The 19,589-nt window shown below is 33.7% G+C and carries 20 protein-coding genes and 2 pseudogenes; 2 read left to right on the top strand and 20 right to left on the bottom strand.

What is annotated here, in order from left to right; all coding sequences use genetic code 11:
* Positions 1–34 precede the first annotated feature (34 nt).
* The 10 genes and pseudogenes from ACODS7_RS12115 to ACODS7_RS12070 form a co-directional block, all read right to left on the bottom strand.
* Positions 35–1,282 carry a PoNi-like cognate immunity protein gene (locus ACODS7_RS12115; protein WP_243168231.1) on the bottom strand — a complete coding sequence of 416 codons (1,248 nt, stop codon included), beginning with the start codon at positions 1,280–1,282 and terminating at the stop codon, positions 35–37.
* A 27-nt stretch (positions 1,283–1,309) separates the two neighbouring features.
* A pseudogene (locus ACODS7_RS12110) lies at positions 1,310–2,101 on the bottom strand (cytoplasmic protein); the annotation flags it as partial.
* A 227-nt stretch (positions 2,102–2,328) separates the two neighbouring features.
* Positions 2,329–2,796 carry an Imm30 family immunity protein gene (locus ACODS7_RS12105; RefSeq protein WP_043936975.1) on the bottom strand — a complete coding sequence of 156 codons (468 nt, stop codon included), beginning with the start codon at positions 2,794–2,796 and terminating at the stop codon, positions 2,329–2,331.
* 816 nt (positions 2,797–3,612) lie between these two features.
* Complete coding sequence (locus ACODS7_RS12100) at positions 3,613–4,110, bottom strand: SMI1/KNR4 family protein (RefSeq protein ID WP_043936976.1); 498 nt, start codon at positions 4,108–4,110, stop codon at positions 3,613–3,615.
* A 5-nt stretch (positions 4,111–4,115) separates the two neighbouring features.
* The gene (locus ACODS7_RS12095) at positions 4,116–5,588 is read right to left on the bottom strand and encodes a T7SS effector LXG polymorphic toxin (protein ID WP_098137652.1); all 1,473 of its coding nucleotides are present in this window, start codon (positions 5,586–5,588) and stop codon (positions 4,116–4,118) included.
* Positions 5,585–5,947, bottom strand: a complete 363-nt coding sequence (locus tag ACODS7_RS12090) for a DUF3958 family protein (protein WP_000076583.1) — start codon at positions 5,945–5,947, stop codon at positions 5,585–5,587. The genes ACODS7_RS12095 and ACODS7_RS12090 overlap by 4 nt, the downstream gene beginning before the upstream one ends.
* A 40-nt stretch (positions 5,948–5,987) precedes the next feature.
* Positions 5,988–6,263, bottom strand: a complete 276-nt coding sequence (locus ACODS7_RS12085) for a TIGR04197 family type VII secretion effector (protein WP_088115470.1) — start codon at positions 6,261–6,263, stop codon at positions 5,988–5,990.
* 212 nt (positions 6,264–6,475) lie between these two features.
* The gene (locus ACODS7_RS12080; protein WP_088115471.1) at positions 6,476–6,769 is read right to left on the bottom strand and encodes a putative quinol monooxygenase; all 294 of its coding nucleotides are present in this window, start codon (positions 6,767–6,769) and stop codon (positions 6,476–6,478) included.
* A 46-nt stretch (positions 6,770–6,815) separates the two neighbouring features.
* The gene (locus ACODS7_RS12075) at positions 6,816–7,454 is read right to left on the bottom strand and encodes a nitroreductase family protein (protein ID WP_016122744.1); all 639 of its coding nucleotides are present in this window, start codon (positions 7,452–7,454) and stop codon (positions 6,816–6,818) included.
* A gap of 18 nt (positions 7,455–7,472) precedes the next feature.
* The gene (locus tag ACODS7_RS12070) at positions 7,473–7,901 is read right to left on the bottom strand and encodes a MarR family winged helix-turn-helix transcriptional regulator (RefSeq protein ID WP_000204162.1); all 429 of its coding nucleotides are present in this window, start codon (positions 7,899–7,901) and stop codon (positions 7,473–7,475) included.
* A gap of 265 nt (positions 7,902–8,166) precedes the next feature.
* On the opposite strand from ACODS7_RS12070, the gene ACODS7_RS12065 reads away from it, so the two are divergent.
* Positions 8,167–10,110 (top strand): elongation factor G, encoded by a 1,944-nt coding sequence (locus tag ACODS7_RS12065; protein WP_089171336.1) that lies wholly within the window; start codon positions 8,167–8,169, stop codon positions 10,108–10,110.
* A 45-nt stretch (positions 10,111–10,155) separates the two neighbouring features.
* Here ACODS7_RS12065 and ACODS7_RS12060 read toward each other — a convergent pair whose 3' ends face one another.
* Both ACODS7_RS12060 and ACODS7_RS12055 read right to left on the bottom strand, forming a co-directional pair.
* The gene (locus ACODS7_RS12060) at positions 10,156–10,800 is read right to left on the bottom strand and encodes an alpha/beta hydrolase (RefSeq protein WP_098610968.1); all 645 of its coding nucleotides are present in this window, start codon (positions 10,798–10,800) and stop codon (positions 10,156–10,158) included.
* A gap of 21 nt (positions 10,801–10,821) precedes the next feature.
* Positions 10,822–11,278, bottom strand: a pseudogene (locus tag ACODS7_RS12055) (NUDIX hydrolase).
* A gap of 193 nt (positions 11,279–11,471) precedes the next feature.
* Here ACODS7_RS12055 and ACODS7_RS12050 point away from each other — a divergent pair.
* Complete coding sequence (locus tag ACODS7_RS12050; protein ID WP_243168232.1) at positions 11,472–12,263, top strand: DUF4240 domain-containing protein; 792 nt, start codon at positions 11,472–11,474, stop codon at positions 12,261–12,263.
* A 59-nt stretch (positions 12,264–12,322) separates the two neighbouring features.
* Here the strand turns inward: ACODS7_RS12050 and ACODS7_RS12045 are convergent, their stop codons facing one another.
* The 8 genes from ACODS7_RS12045 to ACODS7_RS12010 form a co-directional block, all read right to left on the bottom strand.
* Positions 12,323–13,354, bottom strand: a complete 1,032-nt coding sequence (locus ACODS7_RS12045) for an SDR family oxidoreductase (protein ID WP_243168233.1) — start codon at positions 13,352–13,354, stop codon at positions 12,323–12,325.
* Between the two features lie 186 nt (positions 13,355–13,540).
* The gene (locus tag ACODS7_RS12040) at positions 13,541–14,206 is read right to left on the bottom strand and encodes an ABC transporter ATP-binding protein (protein WP_098137672.1); all 666 of its coding nucleotides are present in this window, start codon (positions 14,204–14,206) and stop codon (positions 13,541–13,543) included.
* Positions 14,206–15,471 carry an ABC transporter permease gene (locus ACODS7_RS12035; RefSeq protein WP_042968976.1) on the bottom strand — a complete coding sequence of 422 codons (1,266 nt, stop codon included), beginning with the start codon at positions 15,469–15,471 and terminating at the stop codon, positions 14,206–14,208. The genes ACODS7_RS12040 and ACODS7_RS12035 overlap by 1 nt, the downstream gene beginning before the upstream one ends.
* 2 nt (positions 15,472–15,473) lie before the next feature.
* Positions 15,474–16,559 (bottom strand): FtsX-like permease family protein, encoded by a 1,086-nt coding sequence (locus ACODS7_RS12030; RefSeq protein WP_098137674.1) that lies wholly within the window; start codon positions 16,557–16,559, stop codon positions 15,474–15,476.
* A 65-nt stretch (positions 16,560–16,624) separates the two neighbouring features.
* Positions 16,625–16,993 carry a hypothetical protein gene (locus ACODS7_RS12025; RefSeq protein ID WP_023522327.1) on the bottom strand — a complete coding sequence of 123 codons (369 nt, stop codon included), beginning with the start codon at positions 16,991–16,993 and terminating at the stop codon, positions 16,625–16,627.
* A gap of 206 nt (positions 16,994–17,199) precedes the next feature.
* Positions 17,200–18,147, bottom strand: coding sequence for a serine hydrolase domain-containing protein (locus ACODS7_RS12020; RefSeq protein ID WP_224980171.1), 948 nt, complete (start codon positions 18,145–18,147; stop codon positions 17,200–17,202).
* 24 nt (positions 18,148–18,171) lie between these two features.
* Positions 18,172–19,062, bottom strand: coding sequence for an AraC family transcriptional regulator (locus ACODS7_RS12015; protein WP_029442686.1), 891 nt, complete (start codon positions 19,060–19,062; stop codon positions 18,172–18,174).
* Positions 19,063–19,110: 48 nt separating this feature from the next.
* Positions 19,111–19,581, bottom strand: a complete 471-nt coding sequence (locus tag ACODS7_RS12010; RefSeq protein WP_243168234.1) for a GNAT family N-acetyltransferase — start codon at positions 19,579–19,581, stop codon at positions 19,111–19,113.
* Positions 19,582–19,589 lie beyond the last annotated feature (8 nt).

Raw genomic sequence — 19,589 nt, 5'->3', positions numbered from 1 at the left:
ATTACATATAATAAAAACCATTTCGATTTGTTCGTTATAGAACTTCCTCTACATCGACACTCTCAATCTTCACTTCATACATATTTGGGATGTTTGCTTCTTTTGGTACCCAAGCATAATAATTTTGATCATTCTCTAACATAAATTGAATTAACTTTGTTTCTGAAACATTCCAGAAATTTTTAAGATTATCAATGTAGTCCTCTAAATCTTCTTTATAGTCCAATTGTAATATATAATCTCTTACCGTCAGGGCAAACACAATTAAACTTCCTAATAGATTTTTTTGCTCATTTTCTTCTTCATACTCTTGTGGTAAGAACCACACTTGACCTATTCCTATTGTTTTTTTGTATTTCTCATAAAAACTACTATCATCCATATTCTCATAATCATGTATTAATTCATTGACTAATGAATGCCATTTTGGCGGAATAATATTTTCCAATGCAGGATTATGTTCAATTCCTTCTACTATATCCTCGATTTCTTCTGTCTCATCTTCATAGTGATATTCACTTAGGTCTATATGCTTGAATTTCATTTCATTTTTATAATGTGCCAAATCATATGGATAATGATTATTATCTTTTAAACTTGTATCATCAAGTCCGAGTATCTTTACTATTGCAGCTGTCTCAAAGCTCCAATACCCTACATATCCAGGTTCTTTATGCGCATTTTTCCATTCATAATCATAATGGCCTTTAAACCATTCTTTCTCCATGTACGTTTGTAATCTTTTAGATGCTTCTTTTTTATCTGTTTGTGCAAGTTCTATAATCTCTCTCGTTTTTGCATATGGATTTTCTTTATAATATCTATTCGTCACTTTTGTGTATCCGATATCACTAGCGCATAAGAGGAAATCAATTACTGCGTCGTTCACATTTTTTTTATCAACTATCTTTTTTAATCTTTCTATATTCTTTTTATCCGTTTCTAACAAAATTCCTAAAGAAATTATCCAAAGCATATATATATAACCCACTTTGCTAGCTCCTGTATGCTCTAAATCATCCATTGCATTATAAAAATATACTTCCATTGTGCTAATGTCTTCTCCTAAAGAATACATTGCTCTAATGTCGTTCATCTCATGTATAAAATTCCTTAAATATCTTCCTTCTATAATACTTATATTATCTTTAGGCTTTCTTTGTATACCATTCTTTTCATCTTCTTCTAAACTTCTAATCTCCTCTCTATTATCTTCAATAAACTTTTTATGGAGTTCTATTCCTTTTTTACATTTTTCTTCTATGCACAATTTATCTCTCATTCTATTTAATTCCTCCTAGCTTCTAAATTATGGCCATTCTCCAATATTGTTTCCTTCTTCATCTAACCTATATGTTTTTACGTTTCCACTACTATCGACTTTTGATAATACTCTTTCAACTTCACTATCTTCCAATGCATTCGCAATCTTTTCTGCTAATACTTCATCTCCATCAACAGCTTTCAATATTCTACTTTTTCCAGTTTCAGAACCGTTCAACCAATCATTTGACATTTGTCGTCCATCTTTAGTTTTCCCCAATTGTGAACTACCAAACTTAGCTTCATCAATAACATATTTAATATTTGAATTTGGATTTGCATTTTCGTATAATCCATCAATTCCTTTTACTATTTTATCATTTATACCTGTTGGTGCACTTTTTCCGACTGGCTTTAAATCAAATCCAGCTTCTTTTAAACTTTGATTATTCAATAAATTGTCACTAGATTTTATTTCACCATAATTCCCTTTTTGCTTATTTGTAGCTGTTTTTGCATCAAAATTGTCTACATTTGTATTTTTGTTACTGCTAGGTTTACCCTTACCACCATCTTTAGACTTCGCAAACTTATAAAAAGCTTCTAATAATTCGCCTTGAGGTATTTTGGTTACAATAGTTCCACCAACACTAGAGAATGCATAGGAAGCATTTCTCTTAAATGATTGTAACATTTCAAGCGTAGGCTTCAATTCTTTTGCTAATTTTACTGCATTAGCAAATGTACTTACTCCACTTGATGCTTTTGCTCCTTTTGTGATATAGCCTACTTTATTTAGTGCCCTATCGCCTAATATTGTGGTAGCTATTTGCGTTAATCTCAGGAGTAATATAATATTTGTTTTAAAATGGTAGAAAAAGAAATCAACACTTATGAATTGTAGTTTCATTTAATAGATAACTATTATTCTGTAATTTTTGTCGCTATATTTGAATATCAATTTACTATTATAAGTTTTGATTTACATGTGAAATCTTCAAAAAGTAAAACCTTTTAGTTTACTAAAAAACCTTGAAAGGCATTTAGCCAGTCAAGGTTTTTAACTTACTTTAAAAAATCTAATATTGAATTTACACTTTCTTCAAAACGACTTGGGTTTCTTTCTTTAATACTAGTTAATTGAGAAACAACATATTTCTGAATATCATTGTTTAATGTAGGGATGATTTTTTTATAAATATTCCTCGATGGTTCATGATTCAATATTCTTTTGTGAAGTATCTTTAACCATTCCTTAGCATGAGGAATCATCTTAGGAATAGAATTAGCTAACACTTTCAGTGAAACTTCAGAACTAACAATCTTGTCATACGACTCTATAGCATGAATTAAACCAAACATTACTTCATCATTTTCAGTTAAATCATCAAAGCCTTGACACAATACTTCTATATGGTTAACATCCTCCATTTCTAAAATATTCCCAATAGATTTTTCAAATTTTTCTACTTCATTCTCATCTCTTAATAAACGATTATTCTTTAATTCGGTAAGTTCGACTAAAATGTCCAACTTTCCCCACCTCCTATTGTCTGTCAAAAATATTTGGGTACTTTGTTTTATTTAATTTTATTACTTCTAATAGTCCTGAACGTATCTCAGGAGTGTAAAGTCCTTCTTTTATATAAATATTCCTTGCATCAATTATCTCCCGAGCTAAAGCATCACGTGGTTCACGGTTAAGTTAGGCACCTAATTTCTTTCCAGTCAGTTTGACGGTTTCTTCCCCTTTTTCCTGGATGATGGTGTTCCATATCCATACTTACTCCATCATTTTTATCATGATACCCCTGTTGCCTGAGCCACTTGTTCTGAGTTTATCTAGTCTAGTGAATCAGTAAATCCAGCTATACTCTCCGATTTTTGACTTGGAGAAAACGCATAAACTGCACTTGAATTTTCAAGTATATCTTTTACCGCTTTTGGATTATCCATAGGATTATTCTTATAGGCAAATCTAGTATCAGCCTTACCCTATGTTGTAATCTTAAAATAAAAAGCACTTGTTGCCTTTAATTGACATCAAGTGCTTTAAGTTCATATGTTTTTAAGTAACATAAATTTGTAAGTATTGTAGTAGTTATCATGACACCTTTTGTATGTTATGACAATTACTACGTTAAACCTTACGAGTTTGTACGAGTTCGTTAGTTTTATGCCCATTCCATGTCCTTTATATTCGTCGTACAGTAAAATGTCATCTCGCCTAAGCTCGTACTTCTTTTTCTATTCTATCATTCACAGTACTCCATGATGGTTCAACTATCATAGAGTACCTACTTTCAAACACCTTTTCACTTTCTTATCCCACTTAAAAGACTCTCTTTTTCACTCTTGATCATCATAAGCATCTCCAAGTGATTCAAATTCACTCTTTAGCCAATACCAATATTGTCCATTGTTCTTAATAAGTTTTTCAAGTAAGTCAGTGAATGAAGTTGCGATAATTTGCGTCTCTCCAACTATTCCATGTCGATCAAAGAAACTATCATAACATCTACCTAATCTCTCTTCACTAAGATCTATTGTTAAATATTCATCCTTGCCATCATTGCATATAATATACCAATTTGATGAAATATCTTCTTCACATAACTCTCCTACAATTACGGGATTAGCCAAAATAAACTCCTCTGGGGTAATAATTTGAATAGAATATTCCTCATTTTCAAATAAAGTTAGACCACCACAAAGACTATAAAACTCTTTTAAATCATCTGGTAGCATATGCTTATTCTTATCAATTATCGGTAATTCTGTAGGCTCCTGAACTCGACAATTAGGTAATGATTTTACTTTTTTAATCAACTGATTAATATTTTCCATCTGAACTACTCCCTAAAATTATATTGATTAAAAGCCCTATAATATTCTTGCCTAGCTAAACGTGGTACATTCGCAGCATCAAACATTTTTTCCGTCAATTCTTGTATTTCCTTTGGTGAAACAGATTTCCAATCTACTTTACCTCCAACCTTTTTCCCTGTTTTATCAAAGAGCCATTGCCTATAAACAGCTTTAGTAGCATTGTGTTGCTCTTTAGTTAAAGCTATAGTTGGAGTATTCGCCCCTCTACTAACATAATCGGGGACATTATGTTTAGCCCATACATCCATAACGCCATGATGATTTTCTAGTGGTGAATTGCTTGGCCTATACGGTACTACATCGTATGGTTCTGTAGTCTTACCCGTACCCTTAGTAACCCCCACACTCCCAGACGTTGCTTTCTTCACATCTCCAACCTTTTTTAAATCATGAAGTTTATCAACTATTTTTACACCCTTTCCATATGGGGACATCATTCCAACTGCTAGGAGTTTTTCACCATAGGTAGCTTCTGAGTCAAAGAGTGTGAAAAGATCACCAAAGAGAAAATCGAATCCAAACTTCGCCACACCGATTAAAAAAGGATCGAGTACTGGCCTTCTACCACCGACTGGCTGGCCAAAGATGTTATGCTCCATTTCATAATCATCGGTTTCAACATGGAAATCCTCACCTATATTCCCTTTTATTGTACCATTTTTAATCCCTTCAAGATATTTTTGTGTCGCTTGTATCTCTTCTTTTGTAAATCTATTGTTGATAGATTGATTTTCGCTACTTATTCCTTCCGTTTCGTTATACACATTGTGCTCTAAGTCTACGCTTTTTCCAATACCATTGTCAGATTTCCGTATTTTCTCTTCTATAGTTATTTGAATTTGCTTTGCCCATTCCATATTTAACCTTTCACTATGAAACGTACCACTCACAGGACTAAATCCTTTCCCGCTTTGCACTTCAGAGAGTCCGGCTGTGATGCTAGCTGCTAATTGGAGGGCGGTGCTGTAGTTGTTGCTGGATGAATGATTGAATTCATATAAATGCTCTAGTTTTTCTTCCAGTTTTTTTCTCATTGCTCTTAATACCGTTACAATTGCGTCTACTCCAGGCATCGGTGTAAGTACTTCGATTGCTTCTATACTTGCAATCGATTGATTAATTTCCTGTATTTGTTGTCTTATTTCATGTTCGATCACATCTGTTGAAGCAACTTTTGCTTGGAACTCATTTGGGAATGCTTCGTTTTGGCGAATTAATTCTTCACATAAGCATATGATTCCTTGCGCTAATGGCCGAAATGTTTGGACAAGGTAGGCTTTTGCACTACTGTATGTTTGTCCTTGTAATACTGTATCTATCGCAAATGCATCAATAGATTGAATGGCTTGTTCCATACTTTGAATCGTAGCATTACATATAGCGTTCATACTTTGAGTTTGACTTTGTACTTCTCCCAAATACATGTTTAAACTCATGCATTGACCTCCCTTTGTAGTTGCTGCTGTTCATAGGAAAGGTCGTTTTCTTTCTCACTGAGATGCCGTTTTTCTTTAAGCAACGTCTCTTTTTCGTTCTCTAATTCGAATGTAAGTTTTCTTTCATACTGCCTGATCTCTTGCCGCATATTCGTGAACAGGTGAAATACTTCTTTGTCACCATACCAAGTTTCTAGTATTCGGTTAAATAAACGATTGCTTCTATTTTTCCATTCATGAAAACTAGCCTCATCTCGTTCTTGATTTTGCAACGCAATTCGGTTTTCATTTTGCTCTTCAAATATACTTCGTAATTTTTGATTACATTGACTGATTCTCATTTCAATTTCTTGACTCATCTTTTCTCCCTACCTTTTCCCCTTTACGTAGGCCGTTACATTATTGAAAAGTCTTTTGAAGTCCGGTATCCATTTTCTCAAATTCATTTGCTACGGAATGGATATTATCAATCGTCTGTTGAAAAGCAGCGCAAAATTGTTTCGTGATCTGTAAATTTTGCTGATTTGCTTCTTGTGCTTTGAAGTTCACAGATAGTGTAGTACGCGTTGCCTTATTTATAGAGCGACTAGTAGCATTTTGCATTCTATCTGAAGCATTTCTCATTTTCGTTGCAAGTTGCGTTGCCCTATGCAAATTACTTTGAAATTCTCCCATCTCCCACTCCCCTATACCATTTATTTACAATAAAATTATACCACGGTAGAATATTCTAATAAACCGAATGTTCGAATTTAACACGCAATTCACCACTATTACTGAAGATACGAGCAAATCTTCTATTTCAACATAACTGTATCGAAAATAGATTCTACGAATAAAAAAAAGATGACCTCAGCCATATGCTAAAGTCATCTTTTTCTACCTTATTATTTTACTAACTCTCCATTATAAACTTTTATATTAAGCGGAGCAGTTAAAAATTGTGGTGCTTTACTAACGAAAGATGTAAAGTGTTCACTCGTATTATGACTCGCAACTGCTGCTTCATCTTTCCATACTTCTACCATCGTATATACACTATCTTTTTCTGTATCTTTATAAAGATCATAAGAAATATTTCCACTTTCTTCTCTTGAACCATGAAGTAGTGGCTGAATTTCTTCTAAAAATGCTTGTTGTTTCGCTGGGTCTACTTGAAATATTGCGTGAATAATAATCATGGTGCTTCCCCTCTCATCTTTCACTTATTGAAGTTCTTTTATAAAATTACTTCCACTCAGCAACTTTTTCAATTGGAAGACGTACTGATTGGTAACCACTGTCTGCAGCTTTTCCGATTGAAATTAACATAACTGGTACGTGACGGTCTTTATCTAGTCCGAAAGCTTCTGCGATTTGATCTTTCTCAAAACCACCAATTGGACAAGTGTCATAGCCGTGAGCACGAGCTGCTAACATAAATTGCATTGCTACAAGACCACCGTCAATTAGTACTGTGTCTTTCATTACTTCTGGTGTAACCATAGAGAAGTAAGCTGAAAGTTTTTTCATTTGATCTTCTTTTACTTCTGCTGGCATAAGTCCACGCTCTACTGCTGTACCGTAAATTTCTTCTGCGTTATCAAAGTTGTTTAAATCACCAAATAAAGCAATCATTGCTGAAGACGTTTCTACTTGAGATTGATTGAATTTCGCAAGTGGCGCAAGTGTTGCTTTCGCTTCGTCACTTTCAATCACTACGAATCTCCATGGTTGCATGTTTACTGAAGATGGTGCAAGTGTTGCTTCTGTAAGAATTTCTGTCATTTCTTCTTTGCTAATTTTCACTGAAGGGTCGTACTTACGAATTGAACGACGTCCTGTTAAAATTTCGTTAAAATCATTTGTTTTTACTGAGTTAGTCATAGTTGTATTCTCCCTTTTTTATAATTCTTTTATATTTTCTTGAATGTGATTTAACATATTTAAAAGATTATCGCGTTCTTCCTCACTTAATCCTTTAAATGCAGATGCGGCAAAACGTTCTTTTTCCTCTTGAAACGCCTGAATTTTATTTCGTCCCTCTTCAGTAAGAGAAACTAACGTAATTCTGTTATCATCTGGATTTTTACGTCTTACAATCATTTCATTGGCCTCAAGCTGCTTTAAATGCCTTGTTATCGCAGCATTATCAATATTCACTTCTTGCTGAAGTGCTTTTTGACTAATTTCACCTACTTCAAATAATTGAAGTATAAGCTCTAATCGAGACTGGCTCATACCCGTACACCCTTCAAATTTCGAACTTACTTCTTTATTTAGAAAGTGTAATTTATATAAAATAATCGCTTCTTTTGAGCATGAACTTGTCAAATTAACCCTCCTTTACAATCAAAATAAAAACATTTGATGTATCAATAGTTGATATGTCAATTAATATAATCTATATCGATTTAGAATGCAAGCATTTTGTTTTCATTTTATTTTTTCCAAATTAAGGCGCTTTGTAGCGTTACAAATAATGTTAATTGCACTATAATAGTAATAATTTAAATGACTGGAGAGTGATTGATAATGCGGCAATACACAAATAGAAATGAGGAAATGAAAATGGAAAATGAAATGAGGATATTCACAAATGACAACAATAAATATAGGGATTGTCGCGCACGTAGACGCTGGCAAGACGAGTTTGACTGAGCGTATTCTTTATGAAACGAATGTGATTAAAGAAATTGGCCGAGTTGATAGTGGTAATACACAAACTGACTCAATGGAATTAGAAAGACAACGCGGAATTACGATTAAAGCATCTGTCGTTTCTTTCTTTATTGATGATGTAAAAGTAAATGTCATTGATACACCTGGACACGCTGATTTTATCGCTGAAGTGGAGCGATCATTCCGCGTTCTAGACGGTGCGATTTTAGTTATCTCTGCCGTTGAAGGTGTGCAAGCACAAACAAAAATTTTAATGCGAACATTACAGAAACTAAACATACCGACTATTTTATTCGTTAATAAAATTGATCGTAGTGGAGCAAACACTGAAAAAGTTATGAAACAAATAAAAGAGGTTCTTTCAAATGAAGCATTCCCCTTCTACTCTGTTCTAAACGAAGGAACGAAAGAAGCCCGGATCATTGAATACAAATCATATGACGGTTGTATGGAACTGTTAGCATCATTTAATGAATCATTACTTGAATCATATGTAAATAACGAAATAATACCGGACGCACTATTAAGAGAAAAACTAGAACAGCAAATACAGCAAGCAAATGTGTATCCAATCTTTTTCGGTTCAGCAATGACAGGTATAGGAGTAACTGAAATACTTGAAAAACTTCCGGCCCTAATGCCAGCTCTTACATCGGCACAAGAGGAACCATTATCCGGTGTTGTTTTTAAAATTGAACGTGAACCTTCTGGAGAAAAGGTTGCGTATATAAGAGTTTTTTCAGGTAGCTTACATGTTAGAAAATATGTTGATATACAGCGCGATGAGTCTCTACCACATAAAGAAAAGATTAAAAAAATGTGTATGTTTCATAGCGGAAATGCTGTTCAATCTACTATCGTTCCTAGCGGAGAATTTTGCAAAGTGTGGGGACTGAATGATATAAAAATTGGTGATATTATCGGTGAACGTACGGATTATATAAAAGATATTCACTTTGCCGAACCACAAATGGAAGCAGCGATTGATGCGGTACCTAAAGAGCGAATTCATGATTTATACGCTGCACTTATGGAACTCTGTGAAGAAGATCCACTTATTAAAGTGTGGAAAGATGATGTTCATAATGAACTTTATATTCGCCTTTTCGGTGAAGTACAAAAAGAGGTTATCGAAACAACACTTTATGAGAAATATAACTTACAGGTTACTTTCTCAAATACGCGAGTTGTATGTATTGAAAAGCCAATTGGCATTGGGAATTCCGTTGAAGTCATGGGTGAAAAAGCGAATCCATTTTACGCAACAATTGGTTTTAAAATTGAACGTGGTGAACTTAACTCTGGCATAACGTATAAATTAGGTGTTGAGCTTGGTTCATTGCCTTTAGCATTTCATAAAGCAATTAAAGATACAGTATTTCAAACGTTAAAACAAGGTTTATATGGTTGGGAAGTTACAGATGTTATGGTCACGTTAACACATACTGGTTATGCTAGTCCTGTTACAACAGCGAGTGACTTTAGAAATTTGACACCGATCGTATTAATGGATGCTTTAAAGCAAGCTGAAACATATGTATATGAACCAGTAAATGAGTTTGAATTAACTGTACCGGAGCAGGCAATTAGTACCGCAATGTATAAGCTCGCTGCCGTTCCAGCAACTTTTGCAGAGCCTATATTATATAATGATTCTTACCAATTAACAGGATCATTACCTGTTGCGAAAACAGAGAATTTTAAACGCATGCTTCATTCATTTACAGAAGGAGAAGGCATATTTACAACGAAGCCAGCTGGTTTCACAAAGCTTATGGCTCCCTTCCCTACTCGAAAACGTGTTGATTATAATCCGCTGAATCGTAAGGATTATTTACTTCATGTTTTGAAGGCTTATTAAAGTAAAAGAGGTGCAATTCGCACCTCTTTTGCATGTATTAATAGGTTAGTTTGTCCTAACAACTTCTTTAAGTTTTCCTATTATTTTCGCTATAGCCTCAATTGAATTTTCCGTTTCATATCCCCCAACATTTACAGAATGATTTGCATTTTTGACAACTTCAATCTGTAAATTCGTTTTATGTAACTGATCAACTTGATCTGCATTGTATTGATGATCTTTATCCCCCATAACTAAAAACCCTTCGTGATTACTATGCAAGATAGAATCAAAAATCGTATCAAACGTCAGTAACGGTGTCAGTAATATCATTTTCGACTGTAAAAACTCTTCTCTCTTCATTAAATCATTCGCAATTGGAATTGTTCCGAGTGACTTCCCTAAAAACATAGTCTCGTTGTATTGCTCATCTTTTAATACTTCATTTATTACCGGATTAATATCATCCATCATTACTTTCGTTACTTCTTCCATTGGTTTATTCATTAATTGTCCATCATAAGAATAATGAATATGTACAACATCTATTTTATGTTCAAGCATTAACATCGTTGCGTAATAAAATAACGGCTTATCATAATTGTATCCTGAACCTGAAAACATAAAGCAAACCGTACTAGAACCTTTTTCGATATGTGTGTAATAAATTACTTTGTCATTTATATGTATCTCTTTTTTAATCCCCTTCATCCTTTTCTCCCCCGAATACATTTAATCTTGTAAAATGATATGTTCTGTATGAACTGCTATATTCTTTACTTTCTCTTTTATAAATGCAGGCTGTAAATTATATGCATGTAACTCTTCTACCGGCACCCACTTAAACAAATATGTTCTATCCTCTTCTTCCAAAATATATTGATCCGCTCCATTTGCAGGTAACTCCTGTAGCTTTACTTCATAATAAAAACTAATCTCATGAAACTTTCGCTCAGAAAGTGTAAAGAAATTTTCTACTGACCATATTAATCTCTTCCCTTTAATAGGAGCAGCTAGTTCTTCTGCAAGTTCCCGTTGTAACGCATCCTCACTGTTTTCTAACATTTTCACTCTTCCGCCAAAAATCTTCACCGTCACCTTGCAGAATAAGTATTTTATTATCCTGTTTACAAATTGCTCCAACGCGGTAATTAAAACATGTTTCCTCAACTTTAAACGTAAGATCCATCCGTAACGCCCCCTTATATAAATATCGAATTATTACAAAACAATTATGTAATTACTGTACAAATAAGGTTACTAAATTTATCCACTCCATTCAATGGTTTTTGAATTTTCTAAACTATTATTTTTCATCATTACAAGTGTATATACATATGTTACAATCATATTGCACACTAGAAAACATTATGGGGGTACGGATGGAAACGTTATTAATCCAGCAAACTGAGAAATCAAATAAGTTTTGGAAAATCGTTGTGAAAGAAAAAGACTATGTTGTGTTTTACGGAAAAATTGGCACAGCTGGCTGTGTGAAAGCGAAAGAGTTTGAAACAGAAGAAGAATGTATGAATGAAGCTAATAAACTAGTTGCTTCCAAACGTAAAAAAGGATATATAGACCCTATTCAAGGGGAAGATTACATAAAAGAAAAGACGATAACCGAAGAAGAATTTTGGGAACTACTTCATCGTGCAAAAACGAAAGGTGAGGACCAAGAAGAACAAATAGAATGGCTTACTTCCCACCTTGCTAAACGTACAGTACATGAAATTGTAGCTTTTGATACGCATATGCATCGCCTTTTGAAAGACTCCTATACCTCCCGTTTATGGGCAGCAGCCTATATTATTATGGGTGGCTGTTCAGATGATACTTTCGATTACTTCCGTGGATGGTTATTATATCAAGGAAAAGAGACATACGATGCTTGTATTGAAAATCCAGAACAATTAATTCCTGTATTAGAAAATTTAAGTGAGTATGACGTTCCAGAGATTGAAGAACTTACTCTATATTTCGGGCAAGAAGTTTACATGGAGAAGACTGGGGATGAAGATGATACATACTTTACACTATACCATGTCTTAACAAATGAAGAGTTTGAGGAAGTTGATATCGAGTTAGATTGGGATGAAGACGATGAGGAAGGTTTAAAAAAGATGTTTCCTAAGCTATGGGAGATGTACGGAGAAGAACCAATTGAGTGGTAGATTTATATTAGGACTCTGTTTATTCAATAAACAGAGTCCTTTTTTCACAAGATTCTTATTTAAACTCTCTTTCTTTCATACCACTTATCCAATAACACCTTTTCTCTTTCCCCTGAAATACCTGTTTTTAATTCCCATTCTTCCGTACTCTCCATCCACACATCTGTAACTGTCTCTTCTATTCTTCTAAAAGTAAGCCCTTCATTAACCGCACTTTCGATACAAATAGAAAACCCGCCTCTCCACGGCTTCGTCTCACCATCTAATGGGAAAGTTTCTGGAATCCACAAAGGCATTTCTGTCCAAGGCTGCACATTATGTTCACTCATAAATGATTCGTCTACCCAAACAAATTCAGCATCGCTATTCGTAACCTTTTTACACGTATTTAATAGCTCTTCCATCGTCAATTCATCATTCGGACCTGTTACATTGAATATACCTGCTTTATTATTTTCTGCCATGTTTAGTCCCCAGTTTGCAACGTCTTTTATATCAACTATCTGCACTGGACGGTCTTTTCTTCCTGGAACTAACACTTTACCTCCTTTTGCTACACGCTGAATCCAGTATGGAAGTCGATCTGTATAATCAAACATTCCTGAAAGCAGTCCTGCTCTTACGTGTAATACACGCCCCGGCCAATACTTCTCTGCTTCTTTTTCACATAATACTTTCAGTGCACCATAATGCTCATAAGGAGATATTTCACCATTTTCTACAGCCTTTATTTGCTCTTCCGTTGGTTCAGGTTGTAATATATAGTCTTCTTTTATGTCATGCGGAATCCAATCTTTATATACGGAAAGGCTAGAGATGAATATATAGTGTTCAATATTATCTTGAAGTACTTCTCCAACATTTCTAATGTGATGCGGAGAAAACCCACATGTATCCACGATAACATCCCATTTTCGATTTACTAAACTTGAAACATCATCATTTCTGTCACCGATTAACTGCTCCACTTCAGGAAAAATTTCTTTGTTTGTTCCGCGGTTAAATAATGTAACTTCATGCCCTCTGTTCAAAGCCTCTTCTACAACAGCTCTTCCTAAAAATCGTGTACCACCTAGAATTAGAATCTTCATAGTTCTCCTCCATTCGTGATTGAAACCCATTCTTTTGTTAAACGATTTTTTGCTCTGAAAAGTTACGGGTGGGATGTAGCTTTTTACTACAATTTTAATTCTATAAAATAAAAAGAAACCATTTTGAAAAGTTAATCATCATGGTTTCTAAAATAATATATAATTATTATCGGTCATTCTTTACCTTTACACAATCTCCCCATCAACTAACTCAATAATTCTATTACACTTATTCGCTACTTCAATATCATGCGTTACAATAATAATCGTTCGTCCTTCTTCATTCAGTTGTAATAGTAAATCCATAATTTCTTCTCCTGTTTTTCTATCTAAATTCCCTGTCGGTTCATCAGCCAAAATTATTTCTGGTTCACCTACTAACGCTCTAGCAATTGCGACCCGCTGCTGTTGTCCACCTGAAAGCTCGTCCGGTGTTTTATGCATATGTTCTTTTAAACCTACTTTTTCTAAATAGAACTTCGCCTTATTTTCTCTTTCTCGTTGCTTTAGCTTTCTATATGTGAGTGGTAGCGCTACATTATCCAGTACAGTATGTTCTTTTAACAATGCAAAGTATTGAAAAATAAATCCGATCATTTCATTTCTTGTTTTATGAACTTTATTTGCTCTAATTTCAGTTAATGATTTTCCATTTAACATATACTTACCCTCATTTGGCATATCAATTAACCCTATAACATTTAGTAATGTACTCTTCCCTGAGCCTGATCGCCCCATTACCGCTATAATTTCGCCCTTATTTATCGTTAAATTTATACCGTTTAACGCGAACGTATTGTAATTCTTATTACTATACACCTTCTTAATATCTTTTAGTTCAATTAACCCCATTATTCCATCCCACCTATTAATGTTTTTGGTTCAAGCTTTCTAATAAATAAGAAGACAATTACATTTGAGACAACGATGATCAATAATAAGAATAGAAATACTAAAAATAATATAGGCATATTCAATTTAAAGTCTAATACCGTTGATTCCTTTAAATCCTTCGACATTTGTAATAGAACCCCATATCTCCATGAAAAGTAAACTAGTGACATCCCTAAGCCAACTATTGCTACAATAATGTTCTCTAGAACAATTTGAATAAACATTCCAAATTTACTTTCGCCAAAAGCTATTTTTATACCAAATTCCCGCTTTCTCATCAAGATAGAAATAATAGTCGTTACTACAATTCCGACGATTGAGAATAAAATAAATAAGATTCCGACTATCAGTTGAGGTATTTCAGAATAGCTGTTAAAAGTAACATCTTCATTTATTTCATCACCCAAATTTTTTAAATAAAACGTACCGCCGTTTCCTTTAAGTTGAATTGATTCTTCTAGTTTCTTTACATCTGCATCTTTTCGTAAATATAAAACTGTACTTTGATGTAGTCTTAAAAACATTGCTTCATATTTTTCAACTCTATTAGATGACATAGGTATTATCATTACGTAATCCAACTTCGAATATGCGTTCGTCGTATTATTATTTACGATAAATTTATTCTCCGGCAAAAAGCCTGTAATTGTATATTGATTATTAATTGTATCTCCAACTTGAAAATATTTCTTAAAGTATGAACCCATTAAAACCTTTGTTTTCTCTTCACTATTTTTTTGAAAATCTTCATGCAAGAAACCTTCTTCAGATTTTAAAGGTAACTGTAACATTTTATAGTAATTTTCATCTACAAAAATTGTTGTAATAGTAGGTCTGTCATCGCGAAACGTTTTATGTTTCAAATCAGTAATCATACTATTTTGAAATGGTCTATTACTTGACTCTATTTCAATAACTCTCGCCTCGTATGTACCATACGAAATCACATCTTTATTTTGTTGAATCGTTTTATAAACTTCTTGAATTTGCTCTTTATTAAATTTATTGCTTTGTAACTTATCTGTCGTCATTTCAAAAGTAACTAAATATGTTTTATCCGCATTTAATACCGAGCTGGATTTATCATTCAGATGGTGTAAATTATAAAATACATTAATTGAACTCGTTATAGTTGCTAATCCAAATGTAATCTGTATTAGAAGAAGTACTGAAAATAGAAATCTCTTTTTTAATGCTAGGAACGCACTTTTTATTCTCATCATGTTTACTCCTTTAATGCTTTAGCAGGTTCACTTTTAATCACATATACAAATGGTATTACAGAGAGGATAAAAGGTATAGTAAGTGAAAGAAATACACACATTACAATATGAGTAGATTGTAAACTAATGCTATAACTTGTAAACTCTAAAATATTTCCACTCAAAGTTTTAAAAATCCATTGAATGCATATTGCACAGGCTGATGCAGTGATTGCACATAAAAATAATTGACTAAATATAAAAATAAAAAGATTTACATTACTTGCTCCCAAAGCTTTCCTTAACGACAAACTTTTTTTCTTCGTATAAATCCAATAATAACTTACTATTATACTGGTAATGAAAGCTATACATAAAAGCCTATATGGAAAACTGAGTAACTCTTCTACGGCTTCACTTGAGTTTTTTTCCTTCTCATAGTTCTCTTTTTCACTAATTACTTTGGCATTTATATCTTTATTGTTCTGTTTCATATGCTGTATGAAAGTTTCTATTTCCTTGATAGGGTTTTCGTTAGAACGAACAATCATTTGGAATGTATTATCTTTTTGTATCATCTGTTTCACTTCATTTGGCATGTCATTTAGAGAGACGTAAATTTTAATATTATACTCATATCCAGTATTTTCTCCAGCTATGCCTTTAACTGTATATTCCTTATTAAATAATTTTATTGTTTCCATATCCTTATAAATTTTCTTCCCCACTATTACACTATTTTTTTCATCTTGTCCCATCTGAGAACCTTTTAACAAAGGTGGAGTCCAATTTTTATTAAGGAGACCATTCATTATTACGTGGCCGATATCCGGAATAGTAATACGAATATCATTTGTAATCACACTAGCGTTTTTAAAATCAGATTCTACTAACGTCTGAAATTGTTCGAAATTGATTTCCCCCATATTAGTAAGTCGAACAGAATAGTAATAATTAAAATAACCATTCTTACTATCATAAAATTTCTCATCATAATAATCTCGCGTCGATATTGCAATCAGGATTGGCCATATTGTCAATACAAATCCAATAAATAACATAATGAATATTGTTTTGTTCACCACTATTTCTTTTAATACTAGATTCATATATCCTCCTCATTTTAAAAACCGTGAAAATGGTATTTATCCTTTTTCACGGTTTTTGTTGATTTTTATTTAATTACCATTTCCTTAGAAGTGTACGCACTATCCCCTACCATTATCCATTCATGACCCGAATAACCTCTGGTCACCGGTCCTTTGGATGCAACGCTAACATTTATACGATCTGAAATTTTAGCATCATACAATGCTAACTCTTTAGAAGTCCCATCATCAAAGCTAGCTCTTACAGTCATCTTGTAAAAATGAGGTTCGTTCTTTTTCGCAGTATAGGCAGTTGCCTTAGCTTTTGCTCCGCTTCCTGTCCACGTTGCATTATTATCCCAACTAATCGAAGCAAATGAAACGGAAGAAACCATACCTAATAAAGAAGCAGTTAATCCTGTAACAGCTAAAGTTTTTTGAAGTAAGCTTTTCATATATCCTTAATCTCCCTTTTTAAAATATTCACTTAAATATTTAAGTATTTTTAGGCCTTGTCCTCATTATACATAAAAAAATAATCATATATCGATAAAACTTAATATTTACATTTATTAACACGATTCTTACATTCCCCTGAACTTTCCGTCATAAAACAAAAAGATGGTATGAAACTCCAATTCACACCATCTTTTTGCTATCATTATTGATTTGACTGTATACAAGGAAGAATATATTTCACAATCAATTCCCATCTATCCCGTGCATTCGGCATAATTTCAGAAGCAATTACTATAACCAAATCCTTCTCCGGAATACAACAAATCATATTCCCACCGTCACCCATAGCACAGTATGAAAAGATTCCCTCTTCTTCTCGTAACCGCCATAAATAACCATATTGATTTTGGTTCATTTCTGTCGATTCTTTTATCCATGATTTTGATAGTATTTGTTTTCCATTATGAATACCTTCATTCAAATAAATCTGTGCAAACTTCGCCATATCTCTAACCGTTAACGTTAGTCCCCAGCCGCCCGTCGAAATACCATTTGGATCGTGAACCCATCCTTTCACATCTTTTCCGAATAAGTCATCAAATCCAAATGCTTTCATATTATAGTTTGGAATTTCTCTCATGCCCAGTGGCTGAAATAAGTATTCATTCGCAAATTCACGCGCATTTTTTCCTGTTGCGTTCGTTATGATCGCTGATAGTATATGAGCTCCTGCAGATGAATATTTAAAAGATCCAATTTCTCCGCCGCTTCCTATCCTATTTAACGTATATTGTATCCAATCTTGTTGTGTACATAGTTCTTCTAACGGTTCCTGCCAGTCTACGAATGGATGTGGAGCTGTCATCGTTAGAAGATGGCTTACTGTTACTTCAGATGAATTAACGTTATATTCCGGGAAAAATTCTATTACTCTTTGATCAACGCTTTTTATATAGCCCTTATCTATACATATCCCAATTAGCGCAGAGATTATCGTTTTTGTGACTGACGCTATGTGAAATGCATCATCTGGACCGTAACCGTTATAATATTTTTCAAAAATAACATTACCTTTCTGCACTACTAACATACCATTCATATTTCCATATTCTTCTTTTATAATCTGATTTAACTTTTCAGCATTTTTCATCATTCATTCCCCTTTAACCTGTAATTAAAAAGGTTCGATAGGTACATATATATCAACTATATGTTTCTTTTCTGGGTGCTGCTCTGGATTATTTTTATACACTTCAAAAGGATATGAGTCTCTCGGTTTATATCCGCTATTTGGCAACCATTCACCGTATAAGTAATCCCACGCCCCTTTATATTCATCTTGGCGTATTTCAAAATGACCTACCGCATATTTCCCTGAAGGTATTACCATTATTCCTATGTCGTTCGTTTCTACTGTGGATTCATCGGGAATTGTTATACATAAACTAGTTCTTAAATGATTGTCCTCAGTAAATTCATGATGATCGTGGTAAATGGTTAATACTTTCGTATCCTCAAATACATGATAGTTTTCCTCTGCTGCGTAATGAAATAATTTCTCTATCATGTTTGGAAAAGCTAGCGTTAACTCTTCATATGTACCGATATGTCTTATGTATGCGACGTTTATATCGTCCGCTGTTACAATTTCAACATTTCCTCGAACCTTCTTACATTCATTGTATTGAGGAATTCCCCTTACGTCTTTGCAATTCTTGCTATTGTGATTTCGATATTGAGACGGACTTACTCCGTAATAATTTTTAAATGTACGGGAGAAAACTGCTGAATCTGTGAAACCAAAATGGTAAGCGATATCCGTAATCGTCATATCCAATCGATATGTAAGAAGGTTTGTTGCCCTTTCTAACTTCAATCGATTTACATATCGTGATAACGGCTCGTCTACTATTCCTTTAAAAATTCGATGAAAATGAAACTTTGAAAATCCTGCTATATCCGCTAGCTCTTCAATGGATAGTAAACTGTCTATGTTTGATTCTATATAATCTTGAACTGTATGTATGCGTCTTACATACTCATTTCTGCTTTGTTTATTTTCCATACTAATACCTCCTCACAACAAAAAGGCTAACTTCACGCTAGCCTACTTTTACACATGTTTCAAAAATAAAACTCTACTACCGCCATTCCCATCATAATTTGTATGTACCGATACACCTTCTATCTCATCATCACCAGCTTCAATTTGAAAGCCAATCTCCCTATGAAACTGTATCGATTTTTTATTAACCGGTGACGTGATTGCTTTTATAACTTTACGGTTATTTGCACGTGCGACATCAAAGAAATACGAATACAATGTCGATGCAATTCCTCTTCTTCTATACTTCGGATTGACACCGATAAAATGAACGTACGCATCCTCTTTATGCGTTTGTGAGAAGAATCCGCATAAGAAACCTAACGTTTCTCCCTCTTCTTCAATAATAAAACTCGTTTCTTGAAAGTGAATGAAGAACAATTTTGGCAACATGGCAGCCATGTCTCTCCCGCCCCACCAATCATTTAAAACAGAATGAATCTTTACATAATCTTCCCCTTGGATGTTTCTTACTCGCATATGTTTCT

It is taken from the genome of Bacillus sp. FG16 (genome assembly GCF_057809515.1).
This window is presented reverse-complemented; position numbering and strand designations above follow the sequence as displayed.

Bases quoted from the DNA above. Each gene is read 5' to 3' on its own strand.
- ACODS7_RS12115 (WP_243168231.1), bottom strand. From the start codon at position 1,282: ATGAGAGATAAATTGTGCATAGAAGAAAAATGTAAAAAAGGAATAGAA.
- ACODS7_RS12100 (WP_043936976.1), bottom strand. From the start codon at position 4,110: ATGGAAAATATTAATCAGTTGATTAAAAAAGTAAAATCATTACCTAAT.
- ACODS7_RS12095 (WP_098137652.1), bottom strand. From the start codon at position 5,588: ATGAGTTTAAACATGTATTTGGGAGAAGTACAAAGTCAAACTCAAAGT.
- ACODS7_RS12090 (WP_000076583.1), bottom strand. From the start codon at position 5,947: ATGAGTCAAGAAATTGAAATGAGAATCAGTCAATGTAATCAAAAATTA.
- ACODS7_RS12085 (WP_088115470.1), bottom strand. From the start codon at position 6,263: ATGGGAGAATTTCAAAGTAATTTGCATAGGGCAACGCAACTTGCAACG.
- ACODS7_RS12080 (WP_088115471.1), bottom strand. From the start codon at position 6,769: ATGATTATTATTCACGCAATATTTCAAGTAGACCCAGCGAAACAACAA.
- ACODS7_RS12075 (WP_016122744.1), bottom strand. From the start codon at position 7,454: ATGACTAACTCAGTAAAAACAAATGATTTTAACGAAATTTTAACAGGA.
- ACODS7_RS12065 (WP_089171336.1), top strand. From the start codon at position 8,167: ATGACAACAATAAATATAGGGATTGTCGCGCACGTAGACGCTGGCAAG.
- ACODS7_RS12060 (WP_098610968.1), bottom strand. From the start codon at position 10,800: ATGAAGGGGATTAAAAAAGAGATACATATAAATGACAAAGTAATTTAT.
- ACODS7_RS12050 (WP_243168232.1), top strand. From the start codon at position 11,472: ATGGAAACGTTATTAATCCAGCAAACTGAGAAATCAAATAAGTTTTGG.
- ACODS7_RS12045 (WP_243168233.1), bottom strand. From the start codon at position 13,354: ATGAAGATTCTAATTCTAGGTGGTACACGATTTTTAGGAAGAGCTGTT.
- ACODS7_RS12040 (WP_098137672.1), bottom strand. From the start codon at position 14,206: ATGGGGTTAATTGAACTAAAAGATATTAAGAAGGTGTATAGTAATAAG.
- ACODS7_RS12035 (WP_042968976.1), bottom strand. From the start codon at position 15,471: ATGATGAGAATAAAAAGTGCGTTCCTAGCATTAAAAAAGAGATTTCTA.
- ACODS7_RS12030 (WP_098137674.1), bottom strand. From the start codon at position 16,559: ATGAATCTAGTATTAAAAGAAATAGTGGTGAACAAAACAATATTCATT.
- ACODS7_RS12025 (WP_023522327.1), bottom strand. From the start codon at position 16,993: ATGAAAAGCTTACTTCAAAAAACTTTAGCTGTTACAGGATTAACTGCT.
- ACODS7_RS12020 (WP_224980171.1), bottom strand. From the start codon at position 18,147: ATGAAAAATGCTGAAAAGTTAAATCAGATTATAAAAGAAGAATATGGA.
- ACODS7_RS12015 (WP_029442686.1), bottom strand. From the start codon at position 19,062: ATGGAAAATAAACAAAGCAGAAATGAGTATGTAAGACGCATACATACA.
- ACODS7_RS12010 (WP_243168234.1), bottom strand. From the start codon at position 19,581: ATGCGAGTAAGAAACATCCAAGGGGAAGATTATGTAAAGATTCATTCT.